Raw genomic sequence first — 16825 nt, 5'->3', positions numbered from 1 at the left:
AAGAGTACACTTCGTTACCTGCACGACCAACCGAGGAGCAAGATGCCGGAGGGTCCGACTTATCACCGGATCGCGTATCTCCTCCGTGAGGAGATACGCGCTGGCAAATGGCAGCCGGGCGACCGACTTCCCAGCCACACCGAACTGGCCGAACAAATGCAGGTGTCGATCACCACCGCTCGCAACGCAATTCAGCTGCTGGTCACCGAAAACCTGGTCTATACGGCAACTTCCCGGGGCACCATTGTCCGCAATCAGGAAGTGCTGGAATCCGTTGTCACCGACCCGATCAGACCCGATCGCCCGCTATCCGCGCACGACATTTTCGAGGAACTGGCCAGGGGCGCGCATCGCGAACCGGCGAAGGAGTTCAGCGCCAAAATGTTGCCCGCCACCGCCGAGGTGGCGCTGTGGCTCGGCGTGCCGGAGGACTCGTGGGTGCTGGCCCGCACCGTGGTGCAACTACTAGATCACGAGCCATGGTCCTGGGAGGTGAGCTTCTATCCGAGAGATCTGGCCGAGGCCACCGGAATCGACTCCCCACACGACATTCCGGAGGGCACGACCCGGCGGCTGGCCGAGCGCGGTCATGCCGAGACCGCGCACCGCGACACGCTGGTCGCCCGCCCCGCGACGGCGGAGGAGGCGGCCGTGCTGGGCGTGGCCGCGGGCACAATCCTGTTGGACCACTTGCGAATCGGCGCCAACCACGAGCGGGTGACCCGGGCGACCAGACACCGGTCGGTCGCCAGTCGCAACCGGATCGCCTACGAGTTGGGCGATGCCGAGGGTGCCGCCATAATCAAGAAGACTCTCGGCACTTCGTATGGGCCAGGTATCTCACTGCCATGACTATCGAGCTCCGCCAGGCGACGCTCGGCGATCTTGGAACGATCTGCCGACTACGGGTGCAGCGCACCGCCTGGCTCACCGCACGCGGTTCGGACCAGTGGACGGTCGCCGGCCGCGGTAAGCCGATCGAAATCTTCGCCAGGGCCGTCGGCCGTTCCCTCGACGCGGGCGAAACCTGGATCGCCGAGGTGGACGGCGAACCCGCGGGCACCATCACGGTGAACGACCGCGCCGATCCCGGGCTTTGGTCGCCGTGGGAGCTGGCCGACGCGGTGATCGTGCACTACATGATCGTCGACCTGCGCTTCGCCGGGCAGCGCATCGGCCACCGGCTGCTGGCGAAGGCGGGCGCGCTCGCCTTCGAGCAGGGACGGTCATGGGTGCGGCTGGATGCCTGGACCACCAACACCGAGCTACACGAGTACTACCGGCGGGCCGGATTCCAGCTGGTGCGCATAGCGGGTCCGGTGGCCACCGGACCATCCTGCGCGCTATTCGAAAGATGTACCGACAGTTGGGATTTCGAGGCCGCGCTGGCGGGGCGGGAGCACCGCCCCGGCAGCGCGCCGCCGGTGTTCACAACGGTGGGAGATGGGCTATCTGCACCATTTCCTGTCCCCGGGTACGGGAGATGAGGATGCCGCGGCCGGGCACCAGCTTCATCGGCCGCACCTCACCGAAGAGCCTGCCCTCGTCGCGCGGACCGTTCATCAGCAGCGTGTCGACCGACAGGTTCTTCATCGCGCCGATCACGTTGTCGTAGAGCGCGCGCGACAGTCCGCCGACCCGGCGGGTGATGATCAGGTGCAGACCGATATCCCGCGCCTGCGGCACGTATTCCTGCAGCGGGATCAGCGGATTGGTGCCCGCGGTGATCATGTCGTAGTCGTCGACGAGCACGAAGATCTCCGGTCCCGTCCACCAGCTGCGCTCGCGTAGCTGCTGCGGGGTGATGTCGGAGCCGGGGATGCGCTTGGACATGAACCGCGCCAGCTCCGCCATCATCGGACCGGAGGTCTGTGACGAGGTGGAGTAGCCGGCCAGTCGATCCTGATCCACCACGCCGAGCATGGTGCGGCGGTAATCGATCAGGATGATCTTGGCCTGTTCGGGGGTCGAGTTCTCCGCGATACCCATGGCGATATTGCGCAGGAACGTCGTCTTGCCGGATTCGGTATCGGCGAAGGCCATGAAGTGCGGATCGGCGTCGAAATCGATGACGTAGGGCGCCAATTCGTTCTCGCTGATCCCGACGAGCACCTTGGTCGGCCCGACCTCGACACCGTGCGCGCGCCCGATCGCCAGCACCTCTTCGCGGCTGATCTGATGCGGCAGCATGCGCACCTCGGGCGCCCGCCGCCCCTGATACATCTCCGCCAGCTGCGCCTTGGCGACATTGATGCCGTCGTTGACGGTCGTGGGATCGGAGATGGAATCCATCCGCGGCAGCGCGATGAGCATATGCAGCTGATCGGGGGTGAGGCCGCGGCCCGGTCGCCCGACCGGCACCAGAGTGGCCGTGCGCCTGCCCATTTCGGAGTCCGACGGATCGCCGAGGCGCAGTTCGAGCCGGGTGCCGATCTGATCCTTGACCGCGGGCCGGATCTCGGCCCAGCGCGCCGCGGCGATCATCAGGTGGATGCCGTACGAAAGGCCTTGTGCCGCAATGGCATAGATCTGCGGCTCCAGCGACTCGAATTCCTCGCGAATCACCGCCCAGCCGTCGATCACCAGGAAGACGTCGCCGAATTGATCGGCGGCCAGCGGATCGTTCGGGTCGGGCTCGGTGCCGTTGATCAGCCTGGCCTCCAGCTGCGCGTACTTGCGCCGCCGGAAGTCGACCATGGATTCGATGCCGAGCTCGCCGAAGCGCTCCTCGCGCTGCCGCATCAGGGTGGTGATCTCGGCGATGGTGCGCCGCACCCGGTCGCTGTCGAGCCGGTTGGCCACCGAGCCGACATGCGGAACCCCGTTGAGGGTGGCGGCCATGCTGCCGCCACCGAAGTCGAGGCAGTAGAACTGCACCTGCTCGGGGGTGTGCGTCGCGGCGGCGGCCATGATCAGGGTGCGCAGCGTCATCGACTTGCCCGACTGCGGACCGCCGACGACCGCGACATTGCCGAGCGCACCGCCCAATTGGACGGTGAGCACATCGCGACGCTGCTCGTACGGCTTGTCGATGATGCCGATCGGCATCCAGAGCTGGCCGTGCCGGTTCACCGGGGAACGCCAATCCGGGTCGGGCAGCAGCATATCCACGGTCGGCGATTCGTCGAGCGGCGGCAACCACACCTCGTGCGCCGGACGGCCGTGTCCGGTGAGGCGTCGCACGACGACCCCGAGCAATGTTTCCGGAATGCCCTCGGCCTCCGCCTCGGCACTGCCGGGCGGCGGGGGCAGATCGGGCAGCGCCGGACGCGCCGGCGCATCCTCGATGACCGGCTGCTCCGGCATTTCGACGAGGCCGGCGGTGAATACCGTCGGGGACTGCCCGCCGAACAGCTTGCCGTCCACCTGCCTGCCGCCGCTGGGTGAGACGTATGGGCCGGAAACGTAGGTGGTGTTGAAGCGCAGCGGGTCGTCGGCGTCGCTCTTGAGGTAGCCGGAGCCGGGGATGCCCGGCAGGTGGTACGCGTCGGTGATGCCGAGCACGGCCCGGGATTCGTTGGCGGAGAAGGTACGTAGGCCGATGCGGTAGGACAGGTGACTGTCCAGGCCGCGCAGCTTGTTCTCCTCCAGCCGCTGCGAGGCCAGCAGCAGATGCACGTGCAGCGACCGGCCGAGGCGGCCGATCTGCACGAACAGATCCGCGAAATCCGGCTTCTGCGAAAGCAATTCGGAGAACTCGTCGACGATGATGAACAGCGCGGGCAGCGGGTCGAGCGCGGCGCCCGCGGCCCTTGCCTTCTCGTAATCGGTGACGTTGGCGAAGTTTCCGGCCGAGCGCAGCAGTTCCTGGCGGCGGTTCAGCTCACCGGCCAGCGCGTCGCGCATGCGGTCGACCAGCGCGATCTCTTCCTCGAGGTTGGTGATGACCGCCGCGACGTGCGGCAGCGGATCGAGGCCGAGGAATGTCGCGCCACCCTTGAAGTCGACGAGCACCAGGTTCAGCGCATCCGGCGAGTGGGTGGTGACCATGGAGAGCACCAGCGTGCGCAGGAATTCGGATTTACCGGAACCCGTTGCGCCGATGCACAATCCGTGCGGACCCATACCGTATTCGGCGGATTCCTTGATATCGATCTCAACCGGGGTGCCGTCGGGCGTCACGCCGATGGGCACCCGCAAGCGCTCGCGCGCCGTGCGCGGGCGCCACACCTTGGCCGGGTCGATCTGCGCGGCGTCCGGAATCTTCAGCAGCGCCATCAGGCCCGGGTCCGAACGGGTTTCGTCGCCGAGGCTGACGATCTGCGCCGCGGTGGCGATCCGGAAACGGGCCAGCCCGCGGGCGAACGATTCGGCCTCGGCGACGGTGACCTTGTCGGCGGTGGCGAACTTCTCGACACCGCTGCCGCTGCGCGCGCTGACCTCGCCGTCGCCGACCACCAGTTGCAGACCGCGGCGCGCGGCCAGACCGTTCTCCGGCGCGGTCAGGTCGAGCACGGTCACCGAATCCAGGCCGGATTCGCTGATCAGCCGCTCGGTGCCGTTGACGTAACCGTCGTCGATGACGACGACCAGGTGCAGCCTGCCCTGAGTCGGCTGCGGGTTGCGCATGAACCGGCCGCGCTCCAACAGTTCCGAGGACAGGGCGGTCTCCAGCTCGGCCAGCGAGCCGTACATCATTCTGGCCGAACCCATTCCGTCGCGTGCGGTCGGATGTTGCAGGTGCGGTAGCCATTTCGCCCACGACCAGGCCGGTGTGTCCGGGTCGGCGCAGACGATCGCGATGGCGACGTGGTCCGGTCCGTGAAATGCGGTGAGCTCCATCAGCATCGAGCACACCAGCGTGCGGCCCTCGGCGAGATCGCCGCCGATGTTGATGGCCGGGAAGGACCGCAGCGATACCGCGGTGGGCAACTGGTGCACCACCGAGTGGGTGCGGACGAAGCGGCGCAGCGCGACGGTGGAGACCGGCTCCAGGTCCTCCAGCGGACCGGTTTCCGGGCGAGCCAGCTTGGTGGCGAGCCGATGGCTGCCGACGCCGACCCGCACATGCCCGAAGTCCGGATCGTTGGGCCTGCGCTCCCACATACGGCGGGTGCCGACGATCGATGGCAGATCGCTCGGCTCGGGATGACTCCAGGTGAGCGCCTCCAGCTGCTTATTCCCGGTGCGGCGCACCTCTTTTCGCATCTGGTCGAGGTAGCGGAAGTAGTCCTTGCGCTCCTCGTTGAGCTCGCCGGCGCTCTTGGGGCCCGCGCCCCGCATGCCCATCATCATGCCGCCCATCGACATGATCATCATCATCGGGAACATCATGCTGAACGGGTTGGCGAGCAGGTTGCGACCCATCATCACCATGAACGCGATCATGCCGACGACGGCGACCACCATCACCACCGGCATGAGCTTCATCAGCAGCGGCATCGGCAGGTTGCGCTGGATCTCCGGCGGCGCGTTCAGTGCCACCTCACCGCCGGGCGCGCGAGGCGGGGCGATGCGGGGACGGCGCACGAAACCTTCGGTAACCATGGGTCCTCTATCGATCTGTTACGTCGGGGTCGAGGTCGACCGGTTCGCGGCGGCGCCGCCGGAACGGAATGGCAAGTGCCGCACCGATACCCAGCGCGGCCAGGCAGGCGATGGAGCCGATGACGGCGACCCGGCGCGGCAGCGGGTCCGGCCCTTGCTCGGCCACCGGGGCGGCGATGTGGTGCGGTTTGTCCGCGCCCGCGGCGACCGGCTGATCCGGCAGTTGCGCGGTGAGCGCGGCGACCGGGTCGATCAGCCCGGCGCCGATGCGGTCGTCGCGGCCGGGGCCCGGCGCGTGCGCGGTCCGGATGATCCGGTCCATCACCTGCGGTGCGGTGAGTTGCGGAAAGCGCGAGCGCACCAGCGCCGCCAGACCGGCGACCTGTGGTGCGGCGAAACTCGTTCCCTCGATGGGGTGAACACCGTCCTCGGCCCGCGACCCGTCGACCAATCCGGTGCCGCCGGGTTTGGAGTCGAGGGAGACGATCTGTCTGCCGATGGCCGAGACGCCGACCCACGGACCGTGCAGTGACAGCTCCGACGGGCTGCCGTCGGGATCGACCGAACCGACGGCGAGCACATACGGCGTGAACCAGGCCGGGCTGGCCACCGTGATCACCCGGCCCCAGCCGCTGCCGTCGTTCTGCTTCGAGCACGCGCCGTCCTGCTGCAGATTTCCGGCGGCGGCGACCACGACGACATTGCGGTCGTAGGCGTACTTCACCGCGGCGCCGAGCGCGGCGTCGGCGGTATCGCTTCCCGCTGCGCTGCAAGCGACTTCGGAGATATTGATGACGGTGGCGCCCATATCGACGGCGCGCACCACCGCACCCGCGAGGGTGAGCACATTGCCGTAGCCGCTGCTGTGGATCGCACCCGGCGGGGCCTGGCCGCCGTTGGTGGCCTTGGGGCCGTAGGCCAGGCTCAGCTGGCGGATGGTGAGCAGGTCGGCGTCGGGTGCGACGCCGGTGAACGCATCGCCGGGGCTGGGCCTGGCCGCGATGAGACCCGCGACGATGGTGCCGTGCCCATCGCAGTCGACGGTGCCGTCGGTATCGGAAACGTAATCGCCGCCCGCCTCCAGCGGTGGCAGCCTCGGATGCCGGGCGACGCCGGTATCGATAACCGCGACCTTCTGCCCGGCGCCGCGGCTGAACTGCCACGCCGCGGGCAAATTGAGCACCTTCTGCGCGATGGGCGGCTCGGCGGGCGAACCCTTGGAGAGCACCGGTTCGTTGCAGGTGTTCTTCTGCTCCGTCACTTCCAGCGGGGCGGGTCTGCCGCTGATCGCTTGGGCGGCGCCGAGCGCGCCGGGATCGATTGCGGGTGCGCCGGTGTACGCGCCCGCGGTGGCGGGCCAACCGAAGATCGACGCACCGAGAACCCAGGCGGCACAGGCCAATCCGGCGCCGCGCCGCCGGACGGGCCGCAGCGCCCGACCGGTCATATGTTCCTGGCCATCGCGTAGACCTCCATCAACCACAGCACCAGCGGGATGATCGCGCAGATCATCAGGTATTCCGCGATCTCGATCAGCCGCCTGGTCACCGGGGTCACCTCCAGATGCGGACCGATCACCCCGAAGCCGACGACCGCGGCCGCGAGCAGGAGCAGCAGGCCCGCGGCGAGCAACAGGAAATCGCTGTCCCCCAACGCCAAACCGGTCAGCAGACCGATCACGATGACGCACCCGGACGCGATGAGCGTGCCCGCCTGGATCAGGTCGGCGAAGGAGCGCCCGCGCAGGCACAGGATCACCGCGACGATCACGGCCAGCGAAATACCTTGCCAGCGTGGGGTTCCGGTCAGGTCGACGGCCATGAGCGCGCTGAGCGCCGCCGCGATCGAGCACGCGATGAGCATGCCGGTCTGGTAGTGGTTGGCCGCACGCGCGCGCTCACCGAGTCCGGCGGCCGACGGCAGCGCGGTGGCACCGATGGCGCCGATGCCCTCGATGGTCGGGCGCGGCTCGTGGTCGGCCGGATCGATCGCGGCGCCCGCGGTCGGCACCGGCGGGACCGGCAGCCGGGCCAGCACCGCGGCCAGCCGCGGCACGAAGGAGATGAGCATGATCGCGGCGACCACGGTGCCCGCCGCGATCTTCGGCAGATCCGAATCCCAGATCATCCGCACCGCGGCGGTGATGCCGCCGAACAGCGCGAGGGTCACCGTCGCCGCGCACAGTGTCGCGCCGACCCCCGTGGCCCGGTAGATCAGCGTCGCGGCCACCAACGTCACCGAGAAGCCGAGCAGCAGATGCGGGCTGCCGAGTTGGTGCGGCACGAAAAGCATCGCGCCGCCGAAGAACAGGAGCAGCGCGCACAGCGACAGCCAGGCGGCGGTGAGCGCGTCGGCGTATTTGCGCGCCGCGATCGCCGCGGCTACCGCGGCGCCGATGGCAACCCCCGTTGTCATGAACGGAGCGATCAACCCGTCGGAGTGCCGCCGGTCGATGACGAGCAGCAACAGCGCCGACAGCACCGCGATGACCGCGGCGATCAGTCCGGTCCAGCGCGCGGAGGACGCGGACCAGCCGCGGAAATCGACGGTGGTGAGCCGGGCGACCGCGTCGATGACATCGTCGAACAGCGCGGGCGACTCCTTGGCGGTCACCGACCGCAGCACCAGCAGTTCGCCGTCGTATACCTCGGCCTCGGTCAGCGTGCGGCTCGGCGGTATGGCGTCCCGGCCGAGCCGGGCCAGCGTCCAATGCTCGGTCTGCAAAGGCGCTGCGCCCTCATCGCTTTCGGTGATATCGGGATTGCGGGATTTGATCAGCGTGACGACGTCACCGATGAAGGTGGCGATCGGCACCGTGGCCGGGAGGCCGACATCCAGCTGGGTGTTCCCCCCGATGACGGACACCCGGCACAGTTCGGGCTCGGCGGCTCCCAAGCCGCTCCTCAACGACTCGGTCAACTGCCGGACTTTCCTGTTCCGAATGTTCCAAACACTGATATAGCCACTTGCTTCAGCAACCTACCTCGAACCCTACGCATGCATCGTGGCAATGTAATGGTCGGCTGTCGCACGTTGCGACCTACCGCCAGCAAAACCTAATCTATCGGACGGAGTGTGCACACGCGACGGCTATTGCATACCTGGAGTATTCGCACCGGCCGAGCGCGGTTCCAAAGGCGGAGTCCGCACCGGCGGCGCCCATTAAGCTGGTTGGAAAACGAACGCACACAACGGGTCCACCGGTGCTCGGACGGGCATCGGCTCACGGAAATTCTAGGGATCGACTGCAATGACAACCGGCAACCGCCAAGCACAACGCGCCTTCGACGCCGGAGTTCTCTCGCTTGGCCTGACCATTGACGGTCAGGAATCCGCACGCGATCTCGACTACGCGAAGCTGGCTTTCCAACGGGCCACCGAATGGGACCCGACGATGTGCGACGCCTGGCTCGGCAGAGCGGCCGCGGGTGAAGTCACCCGCGACGTGCTCTTCAACCTCTACAAGACCAGCGGCACATCCCTTTTCCGCGAACAACGCAGGCTCGGGCTGGAGCCGCGGGCGCTGGCCGGGCGGTTCCTCGCCGGGCTCTACATCGACTATCCGCTGGCCAGCTACACCGAGATCTGGTTGGCGCAGGCCGCGCAGCTGATCCAGGACAAGGAGTACGACGAGGCCGAACGGGTGCTCGACGAACTCGCCGCGCACCGGCGCTCGATGCTCTCGGATCCGGATCGCGAGCCGGACGACCGGATCTCGGCGTACGTCCGCGGCGTACTGCACTTCAACACGCAGCGCTGGCCGGATGTGATGGCGGTGCTGTCCAAATCGGCCGAGTGGACCGACGACCCGTATCTGGCGACGGGCGCGCACGTGATGGTGGGTTCGGCGTGCGCGCAGCTCGGCCTGTTCGGTGAGGCGATCCGTCGGATGGAACAGGCCGAGGCCGGCCCGATTCCGATGGCGAGGACGACGGCCATGTTCTGCCGCGGCCTGTGCCTGCGCGAGACCGGCAACGAGGAAGAAGCGCAGGCGCTGTTCGAGAAGGTGTATTCGCAGGCACCGGATTTCGTGGAGAACACCACCGCGATGCGCGACCGCACCTACCGCATCACCGTCACATCAAAGGAAAATATCGAGGCCCGCACCGACAAGTGGGATCCGGCGACCGCGCCGTCGCTGGATGCGCTGCAGCAGGCCGAGACCGAGGATCGGGCCAAGCGAATTCTGGCCGAGGCGAAGGCCGAGCTGGATAAGCAGGTCGGCCTGCAATCGGTGAAGACCCAGGTGGCCAAGCTGCAGGCGACCGCGCAGCTGGCGAAGATCCGCGCCGAGAAGGGTATGGCCAGCATGGCGCGCGGCAATCACCTGGCCTTTACCGGCCCGCCCGGCACCGGTAAGACCACCATCGCCCGGGTCGTCGCCAAGATCTACTGCGGCGTCGGGCTTTTGAAGACCGACAAGGTGGTGGAGGCCAAGCGCATGGACTTCGTCGGCCAGCATCTGGGCAGTACTGCGATCAAGACCGACAAGCTGATCGATTCCGCGATGGACGGCGTGCTGTTCATCGACGAGGCGTACACGCTGATCCAGACGGGTCTGCAGGGCGGTGACGCGTTCGGCCGCGAGGCGGTCGACACGCTGCTGGCCAGGATGGAGAACGACCGCGACCGCCTGGTGGTGATCATCGCGGGCTACGACGGTGAGATCGATCGTCTGCTCGCCGCCAATGACGGCCTGGCGTCCCGGTTCGCCAAGCGGCTGCAGTTCCCGTCCTATACGCCGAGCGAACTCGGGCAGATCGGCAAGCTGATCGCCGGCTCGCGCGATTCCGAATTATCCGAGGAGGCAATGCAACTGCTGATCAAGGCGTGTGAGGGGTTGTACAACTCCGAGCGCGTCGATCAGAGCGGTCAGCAACGCCGCGGCATCGACCTGGCCGGTAACGGCCGGTTCATCCGCAACGTCATCGAATCGGCGGAGGAGGAACGTGAGTTCCGGCTGGCCAATTCCGTCGACCTGTCCGCGGTGGACGAGTCGACGCTGATGCGGATCGAGGCGCCGGATATGGAGGCCGCGCTGCGCGGCATCGTGGCAACGCTCGGTTGAGTGCCCGAAACAACGGCCCCACCGACCGGTGGGGCCGTTCGCGTTTCAGCGACCCTGCGGCAGAACGTCGTAGCCGGTCAGGGCATTGTCCTTGGACAGCGTCGGCCCGGGGACCAGTTGGCCGACGATGGCCCACGGCGCGAGCTTCGGCGCGGCGGGCAGGCCGAGTATCCCGGCGGTATCCGCGTCCGGGATGCCGTAGCGCACACCGTTTTCCGCGACGTAGAACAGGCTGCCGCGGCGCGGGCTGGCCGGCTCCATACCGGTGATCCGGACGTATTCGCCGGTGGACGGCGGAACGTAGGCCATATCGAGGTGGTCGCCGACGCCGTCGGCATTGGCCAGTTCGACCGGCTTGTCCGAATCGTTCAGCGGCAGGCGGGATCCGGCCAGCAGGCTCACCGCGGCGCGGTCGGTCGGGCCGTCGGCGACGCCGCCGGACTGCTGGGTCTTGGACCAGTACACGCAGGCGACCGGGGCGTCCTCGGCGGACAGGATCCTCGGTGCGGTCGCCGGGAAGTGGTCGAGCGGAAGTTCGTGCAGCACCGGCATATTGGTGAGCACGTCCGGCGCCACCGACTTGATCTCGCGCATGCCCTGCGAATTCGCGGTGCGCAGCACCTGCGCGGCGAACTCCCCGATGCGCTGCACGCCGTCGGAGAGCACGACGAACAGCTGGGGTTGATCGCCGCGGCCGACGCCGCCGACCGAGATGACGCCGCCGACCGGCACATCGGAGAGCTTGCCGGGGCCGGGCTGGCCCGCCTGCGGGATATCCGGCGCGACCAGCGGCGGCTCGGACTCCGCGGCGTTCAGCAGCCCGGGGCCGACCGGACGCGGCCGCACCGCACCGAGATTCAGCGAGCGGGCCATCACGGAATTGTCCGGATCGATCTCGGCGCGCTTGCCGTCGTACACCAGGTAGGTCTTGTCCTGCCTGCGCACCAGCAGGGCCTGGTCGGGGGCGGTCGGCTTGATCCGCTCGTTCAGCACGGGCCTGCCCGCGAGCACGGCGCTGACCACCCCGGGCGACCCGAGCGCGCTACCGGTGCTGGACAGCTGCACCGTCTCGCAGATCGACCAGTCCGATCGGTCGGACGCACCCGAGCCGGGCAGCGCGGCGGGTGCGCCGGGAATGCCGACCATCGGGCCGCGCGGCAGGTCGGAAAGTTTGTTCTCCTTCACCGAATTCGGTGAATCGCCGCTGCCGCTGATCAACCGGGCCGAGGCCAGGTTCAGCACCGGATGCAGCACCTTGTTCTTGTCGGAGTCCTCGATGACGACGTAGAGCGCGCCGCTCTCCTTGCCCATGATGATCTTGGAATCGCCGATCGCGCCCTGCGGCCGCAGGAACGACAGGATCGCCATACCCGCGACGACCAGGATGCCGAGCACCGCGCCGACGATCATCGACCGCGACTGCGAACGCATCGGGTCGTGCAGCATCCGCACATCCCGGCGGACCAGCGCGTGGTCGAGCCGCCGCAGCAGGAAACGGTATCCATTGACCTGGGCTCTGGTGGTCAGCTGAGCCGGCACGTGCGCTGTTCCGCCTCTCCGCGTCTTCAGGCCAGACTTAGGTGCGCCACGAGTCGCGCTGGCGACCGGCGGTCGGGTGGCGTGGCACGTCGGCCCGTACCCGATGAGTTACCCATGTCCATGCGAAATCAGTTGTCAGGCTTATACCGTACCGCGAACATTGTTGTGGCGCGGTACTGTATTGCCGAGAGGAACCCGGCAGCGCCGGTTATCAGTATTTCGAACCAGGCGAATGTGCGTGAACGAGGCCGTGAACGAACCGGAAAACTCCGAGAACACCGCGCTGCGCGATCCAGAATTCTGGCTCTTTCGCCAGATTCCGCTGCGGCTTGTAGTCCCGCTCGGCCTGCTCGCGGCGCTGGTCTCCTGGGTTGCCCTGGCTTTGCGGGCGCCCATCTGGGCGGTGGCGCTCTGCGGCGCCGTCGTATTCGCGCTCGGCGCGGCGCCGGTCCGTAAACGCAATCCGCGCAACCTCGTCGGCATGTTCGCCCGCTGGCTGGCCTTCCGTTCGCGGCGCACCAAACCGGGTCCGCAGGACGCCGGGCCGGACGCGCTCGACGTGCCGCTGCCCGAGGGCGGCAGCTACGGCGTGCGCTGGGACGGCGATCTGCTCACCACCATGATGCGCATCGACCCGCCGCCGGATGCGATGACGCTGCTGCGGCGCGGTTCGCTCAGCACCGACCAGGTGCTTCCGCTCACCGAAATCGGTAAGTGCCTAGGACAATTCGATATCAGGCTGGCCTCGATCGATGTGATAAGCACCGGTTCGCGGACGGTCGGCCACGGACCGGTGGCCCAGCTGTACGACCGGATCCTCGGGCCGCTGCCCGCCATCGCGCATCGCACGGTGTGGCTGGTGCTGCGGCTGGATCCGCTGGCGAATGCCGAGGCCGTCGACAATCGGGGCGGCGGCGGGACGGGCGCGTTGCGCACCGCGATCATCGCGACCCGCCGGGTGGCCAATCGACTTGCCGCACTCGACATCTCGGTTTCCATACTGACCGCGGCGGAGATGAACTCGGCGGTGCGCAGGCTCACCAGGGGCGTCGCGCTCGCGGATTTCACCGAGACGCCGAAATCCCTTGTGCACGGCGATATTCACCTGACCAGCTATGAGATCGGCCCGGAGCTCATCGGCGAGCGCGGCTTCGCCGATATCTGGGCGACGCCGTCGCTGGGCACGACGGTGACGGTGCGGCTGCGCCCCGGGGAGCGCGGCGTCAACGAGCAGCGCGACGGCGCGCCGCCGCCGATCAGGTTGGGCGCGTTGGTCCGTTTCGATACCGTGCGGCCGCCGGACGAGCCGCCGGTACCCGGGCTGCGCACGCTCCCGGGTAGGCAATACCGGGCCCTGCTCGACTGTCTGCCGGTTCAGGCGGGCCGGGGTGATACCGCGAGCGCGGGCGACTACCGCGGGCCGCTGACGGCGCTCAGCGGAATCGCGGTGCCCACCGCGGGATGTGGGCAGCTGATCGGCGCGGACGATCTCGGCCAGGGCATCGCGGTGCCGCTGATCGGTGACGGCACAAGGCATCTCGAGGTGATCGGCAAGCTGGACCTGGCCCAGCAGGTGATCCTGCGCGCCATCGCACTCGGCGCGCACACGATCGTGCACACCGACCGGCCCGAGGCGTGGAATTCCATGGTCGCCAATGTCGGTGCGCCGCATTCGATCTCGCTGGCGCCCAGGTACGCGGGCGGCGCGGGCCAGTACCAGGCGCCCGCATCGCAGCCGGGCGGCGGTGGACGCACGCCGACCGTCGTGGTCTTCGACGGCATCGCGCCGACCACGCTCACCGGCGGCGCCACCATCGTGCACATCCGCGCGCCCGAGGCTCCGCCGGGGCCGTTCGACGCCGATATCGTGCTGATTCAGGATTCGGCCGCGCCGAACCTGATCACGGTGCGCACCTCGACCGCGGCGGCGACGGTGAATATGGTCACCACGCCGGATGAGATGTGGTACATCGGCGAATCGCTGGCCGCGGCACGCTGATTCGCGCGCGGCCGGGCCGGGCTTGTCGTTCCTGATCGGCCGCGTTTGCCAGGTGACTGCTCGCCGCGACGCTCGGCTGCCTTACGAAAGGGTTTACGGGAAAAGCCGATTGGCCGACCGGGAAACTCCCAGCCGGCCAATCGGTATTCAGTTGTGTGATCGAGTCGCGATTACTGCGCGAAGCCGTCGCCGACCTTGTGGTCGGTCGACAGGGCGCGGTGCAGCGCGTTCTCTACCTGACGGGCAACCTGGTTGAGCACCTGCTTGATCTCGTCCTGGTGGTTCTTCCAGTCGTTCATGACGGGGTGGAAACCGTCGATGAAACCCTTGTTTTCCTGCCAGGCGGACTGCAGCTTGGAGCCGTACTGATCGAGGTGGCCCTCTTCGGTGATCAAATCGGCATGGCCCTTGCCGAGGGCATCGGCCAACGGGTTGATGTAGGCCGGGTCATACAGCATTTCGCCGTCGCTCATAATTCTTCCTTGCTCGTGAACGGTTGTTGGCTAATTAGCGATCAGAGGTTGAGCAGGCCGCCGCCGACTTGCTGCAGCTCGGTTTCGCTGACCTCGTCCATATTTCCGTACTGGTGGCTGCCGTTCACGACCTGCTCGGAAATCCGGTCGAGCTTCTGCCGCATTTCCTCGGCCTTTTTGTCCCAGTTGTCGGCGGCATTGTTGAACGCGATCGCGGCCTGACCCTTCCAACCCGGCCGGGCCGCGTCGACGGCGTCCTGGAGCCGAGTGAGAATGGTCTTCATATTGGTGACCGAGTCCAGCATCAGCTTGCCGGCGACCAGGGCCTCATGATTGTGGCTTACTCCAGCCATGGTTCACACCTTCCTTCTGAAAGTTGTTTACGTGGAAGGTGACGCCGAGCGGCATCACCCGAGTGCGAGATAACTGCTTTGTTCCACCCCTCTTGGATTACTGCGGCAGCCACCTCCCCCCGGGCAGGAGCTCGATCAGCGCCGAAATCGCCTGCGCGATCCGGTGATCGGTGCCCGGTGTGACGGTGGACCAGACCTGCTGGTCCTGGGCGATACCGGGCGCGGCGACGATGCGGCCCCGCTCGGTGTCGTACACCGCGACCGCACCGGGCGGCCGGGTGATTACGCCGTCCTCGTGGATACAGGCCACGATTTCGGCGTAGGCATGGCAGGACGCGAAGGCGAGTCCGTATGCGGGAGCGTCTCTTTCAGCGACGCCGAGCGCGTAGACCGCGTCGGTGAAGTCGGCGGAGGTACGCGCCGCTGAAAGGCGCTCGCTCAACTCGTCCGACGGTGCGCTGAAATTCACCACGTCGGCGGGCTTTCCGGGGCCGAGCGCGTCCAGCAGCGGGCGGATGAGCACCGCGCCGGACCCGTCGGCCCACACGGTCCGGATGTCGAAGTCGTCGCCGGTGCGCACGGCGAGCGCATGCTGTTCGCCGCGCCGGGCCACGCAGATCCGGACCGGTGCGGCACCGGTGAAGACCCTGGCGATCAGCTCGGTATCCGGCTGGGCCAGGGTGAACAGCGCGTCGGCGAGTTCGGGCGTGACCTCGCCGTACCCGTCGATCAGGCCCGCGGCCTTCAGCCGCGTTTCCGCATCGCGCTGCGCCTCGGTCCAGGCCTCGAACGAATCCTGTTGCGGGCCAACGGAAAGCACCAGCGGCAGGGTCTGCACGCCGAGCCGGTCGGCGAGGGCGAGCAGGCCGTCGTTGGTCACGGTGGTCACGCGCCACCCCCGGCGGTGGCCTGCCCGGTCTGCGTCGGCGGTTCCGGCGCGCCGAGTACCGACGGGGCCGAGACGATGCCGAGTTCGGCGCCGATGGCATCGGTGCGCTCGACCGCCGAGGCGCGCGGCTCGTAGTCCTCCTCGTGCGCCGCCGACAGCACGCCCGCCGCGCCGGGGACCATCGCACCGGGCGGCAGGGTGGCCGCCGTCGTGGCCGCCGCCTGACTCGTGATCGGAACCGTATGGTGCTCGGTCTCTTCGGTGGTGTGCGCGGCCTGCGCGTACACCGGCGCGCGATATGCGGTGAGCGTCCGTGGCGGCAGCGTGATCTGCGGTGGGGCGAACCCGCCGACCAGGCCGACCGGCATGGTCCCGGTCGGCACCGTGGGCTGTGGTTGCGCACCGGCCTGTTCGGCCGCCAGCGCGACCGGCGTCGCCACCGTCGGCGGCTGCTCCTGGTGCCACGGTGTCGCGAGCGGTTCGGTGGCCGCCTCGTAGGTGCGCATCACCCGCGACGCGGCCGCCTTGGCCAGGTCCGCGTCCGAATCGGTCTGTGCGGCAACGGCTCTGATCGGCGCGCCGAGCGCGGCGCCGATGGATTCCAGTGCCCGCTGCGCCTGCTGGATGGCCTCGATGTCGAGGGCGTTCGGCATGGTGAGCCGGGCGAGTTGGTATGCGGCGGCCTGCTTTTCGGCATGCAGCGCATTCTCGCCCGCCGACCGCGCGGCATCGTGCAGCCAGTCGCGCAGCGTCGAAATCTTGTCCAGCACAACGCCACTGGTACCGGAATCCCAGGCGCCCTGCAGGGTGTTGATGATCTGGTCGTACTCGACCCCCGCCGCGGCGAAGCTCGCGGCCAGCCGGGTCCAGGTGGCCCCGGCCTCGGCCATCGGAATCGCACCCGGACCGGTGGTCAGTTCGCGGGTGAGCCGGTCGGGCTCACGCGCCTCCCAGACGACGCCGGTGAAACCCGGTTGCGGTGGTTCGATCATCGCGGCTCCGTATTCGCCTTCCAGG

At 67.9% G+C, this 16825-nt stretch carries 12 protein-coding genes; 4 read left to right on the top strand and 8 right to left on the bottom strand.

Annotated elements, in window-relative coordinates:
* Positions 1-42: 42 nt before the first annotated feature.
* On the top strand, positions 43-852 hold the full coding sequence (locus tag F5544_RS05555; protein WP_167472181.1) for a GntR family transcriptional regulator: 810 nt from the start codon (positions 43-45) through the stop codon (positions 850-852).
* A complete protein-coding gene (locus tag F5544_RS05550) occupies positions 849-1487 on the top strand; it encodes a GNAT family N-acetyltransferase (RefSeq protein ID WP_167472180.1) in 639 nt (212 codons plus the stop codon). The genes F5544_RS05555 and F5544_RS05550 overlap by 4 nt, the downstream gene beginning before the upstream one ends.
* Here the strand turns inward: F5544_RS05550 and eccCa are convergent.
* Genes eccCa through eccD form a run of 3 tightly spaced genes read right to left on the bottom strand, consistent with a single transcriptional unit; the run spans position 1429 to position 8382 of the window.
* Positions 1429-5487 (bottom strand): type VII secretion protein EccCa, encoded by a 4059-nt coding sequence (gene eccCa / locus F5544_RS05545; protein ID WP_167472179.1) that lies wholly within the window; start codon positions 5485-5487, stop codon positions 1429-1431. The genes F5544_RS05550 and eccCa overlap by 59 nt on opposite strands.
* Before the next feature lie 7 nt (positions 5488-5494).
* Positions 5495-6934, bottom strand: a complete 1440-nt coding sequence (gene mycP / locus F5544_RS05540) for a type VII secretion-associated serine protease mycosin (RefSeq protein ID WP_167472178.1) — start codon at positions 6932-6934, stop codon at positions 5495-5497.
* Positions 6931-8382: a type VII secretion integral membrane protein EccD gene (gene eccD / locus F5544_RS05535; protein ID WP_238847101.1), complete on the bottom strand. Its 1452-nt coding sequence runs from the start codon at positions 8380-8382 to the stop codon at positions 6931-6933. Before eccD ends, mycP begins: the two co-directional genes overlap by 4 nt.
* A 355-nt stretch (positions 8383-8737) precedes the next feature.
* Here eccD and eccA point away from each other — a divergent pair, with 355 nt between their 5' ends.
* On the top strand, positions 8738-10555 hold the full coding sequence (gene eccA, locus F5544_RS05530) for a type VII secretion AAA-ATPase EccA (RefSeq protein ID WP_167472176.1): 1818 nt from the start codon (positions 8738-8740) through the stop codon (positions 10553-10555).
* A gap of 45 nt (positions 10556-10600) precedes the next feature.
* On the opposite strand, the gene eccB is transcribed toward eccA, so the two are convergent.
* Positions 10601-12094 (bottom strand): type VII secretion protein EccB, encoded by a 1494-nt coding sequence (gene eccB, locus F5544_RS05525; protein WP_167472175.1) that lies wholly within the window; start codon positions 12092-12094, stop codon positions 10601-10603.
* A gap of 238 nt (positions 12095-12332) precedes the next feature.
* Here eccB and eccE point away from each other — a divergent pair, with 238 nt between their 5' ends.
* The gene (gene eccE, locus F5544_RS05520; protein ID WP_238847100.1) at positions 12333-14093 is read left to right on the top strand and encodes a type VII secretion protein EccE; all 1761 of its coding nucleotides are present in this window, start codon (positions 12333-12335) and stop codon (positions 14091-14093) included.
* 170 nt (positions 14094-14263) lie between these two features.
* Here eccE and F5544_RS05515 read toward each other — a convergent pair whose 3' ends face one another.
* The 4 genes from F5544_RS05515 to F5544_RS05500 all read right to left on the bottom strand — a co-directional run bounded on the left by F5544_RS05515 (position 14264) and on the right by F5544_RS05500 (position 16800).
* Entirely contained in the window at positions 14264-14566 is a 303-nt protein-coding gene (locus F5544_RS05515; protein WP_167472173.1) for a WXG100 family type VII secretion target, read from the bottom strand.
* A 41-nt stretch (positions 14567-14607) separates the two neighbouring features.
* Positions 14608-14919 (bottom strand): WXG100 family type VII secretion target, encoded by a 312-nt coding sequence (locus tag F5544_RS05510; RefSeq protein WP_167472172.1) that lies wholly within the window; start codon positions 14917-14919, stop codon positions 14608-14610.
* Positions 14920-15016: 97 nt separating this feature from the next.
* Positions 15017-15808, bottom strand: coding sequence for an ESX secretion-associated protein EspG (locus F5544_RS05505; RefSeq protein ID WP_167472171.1), 792 nt, complete (start codon positions 15806-15808; stop codon positions 15017-15019).
* Positions 15805-16800, bottom strand: a complete 996-nt coding sequence (locus F5544_RS05500) for a PPE domain-containing protein (protein ID WP_167472170.1) — start codon at positions 16798-16800, stop codon at positions 15805-15807. Before F5544_RS05500 ends, F5544_RS05505 begins: the two co-directional genes overlap by 4 nt.
* Positions 16801-16825: the final 25 nt, after the last annotated feature.

Source organism: Nocardia arthritidis, assembly GCF_011801145.1.
Taxonomy (GTDB): Bacteria; Actinomycetota; Actinomycetes; order Mycobacteriales; family Mycobacteriaceae; genus Nocardia; species Nocardia arthritidis_A.
This window is presented reverse-complemented; position numbering and strand designations above follow the sequence as displayed.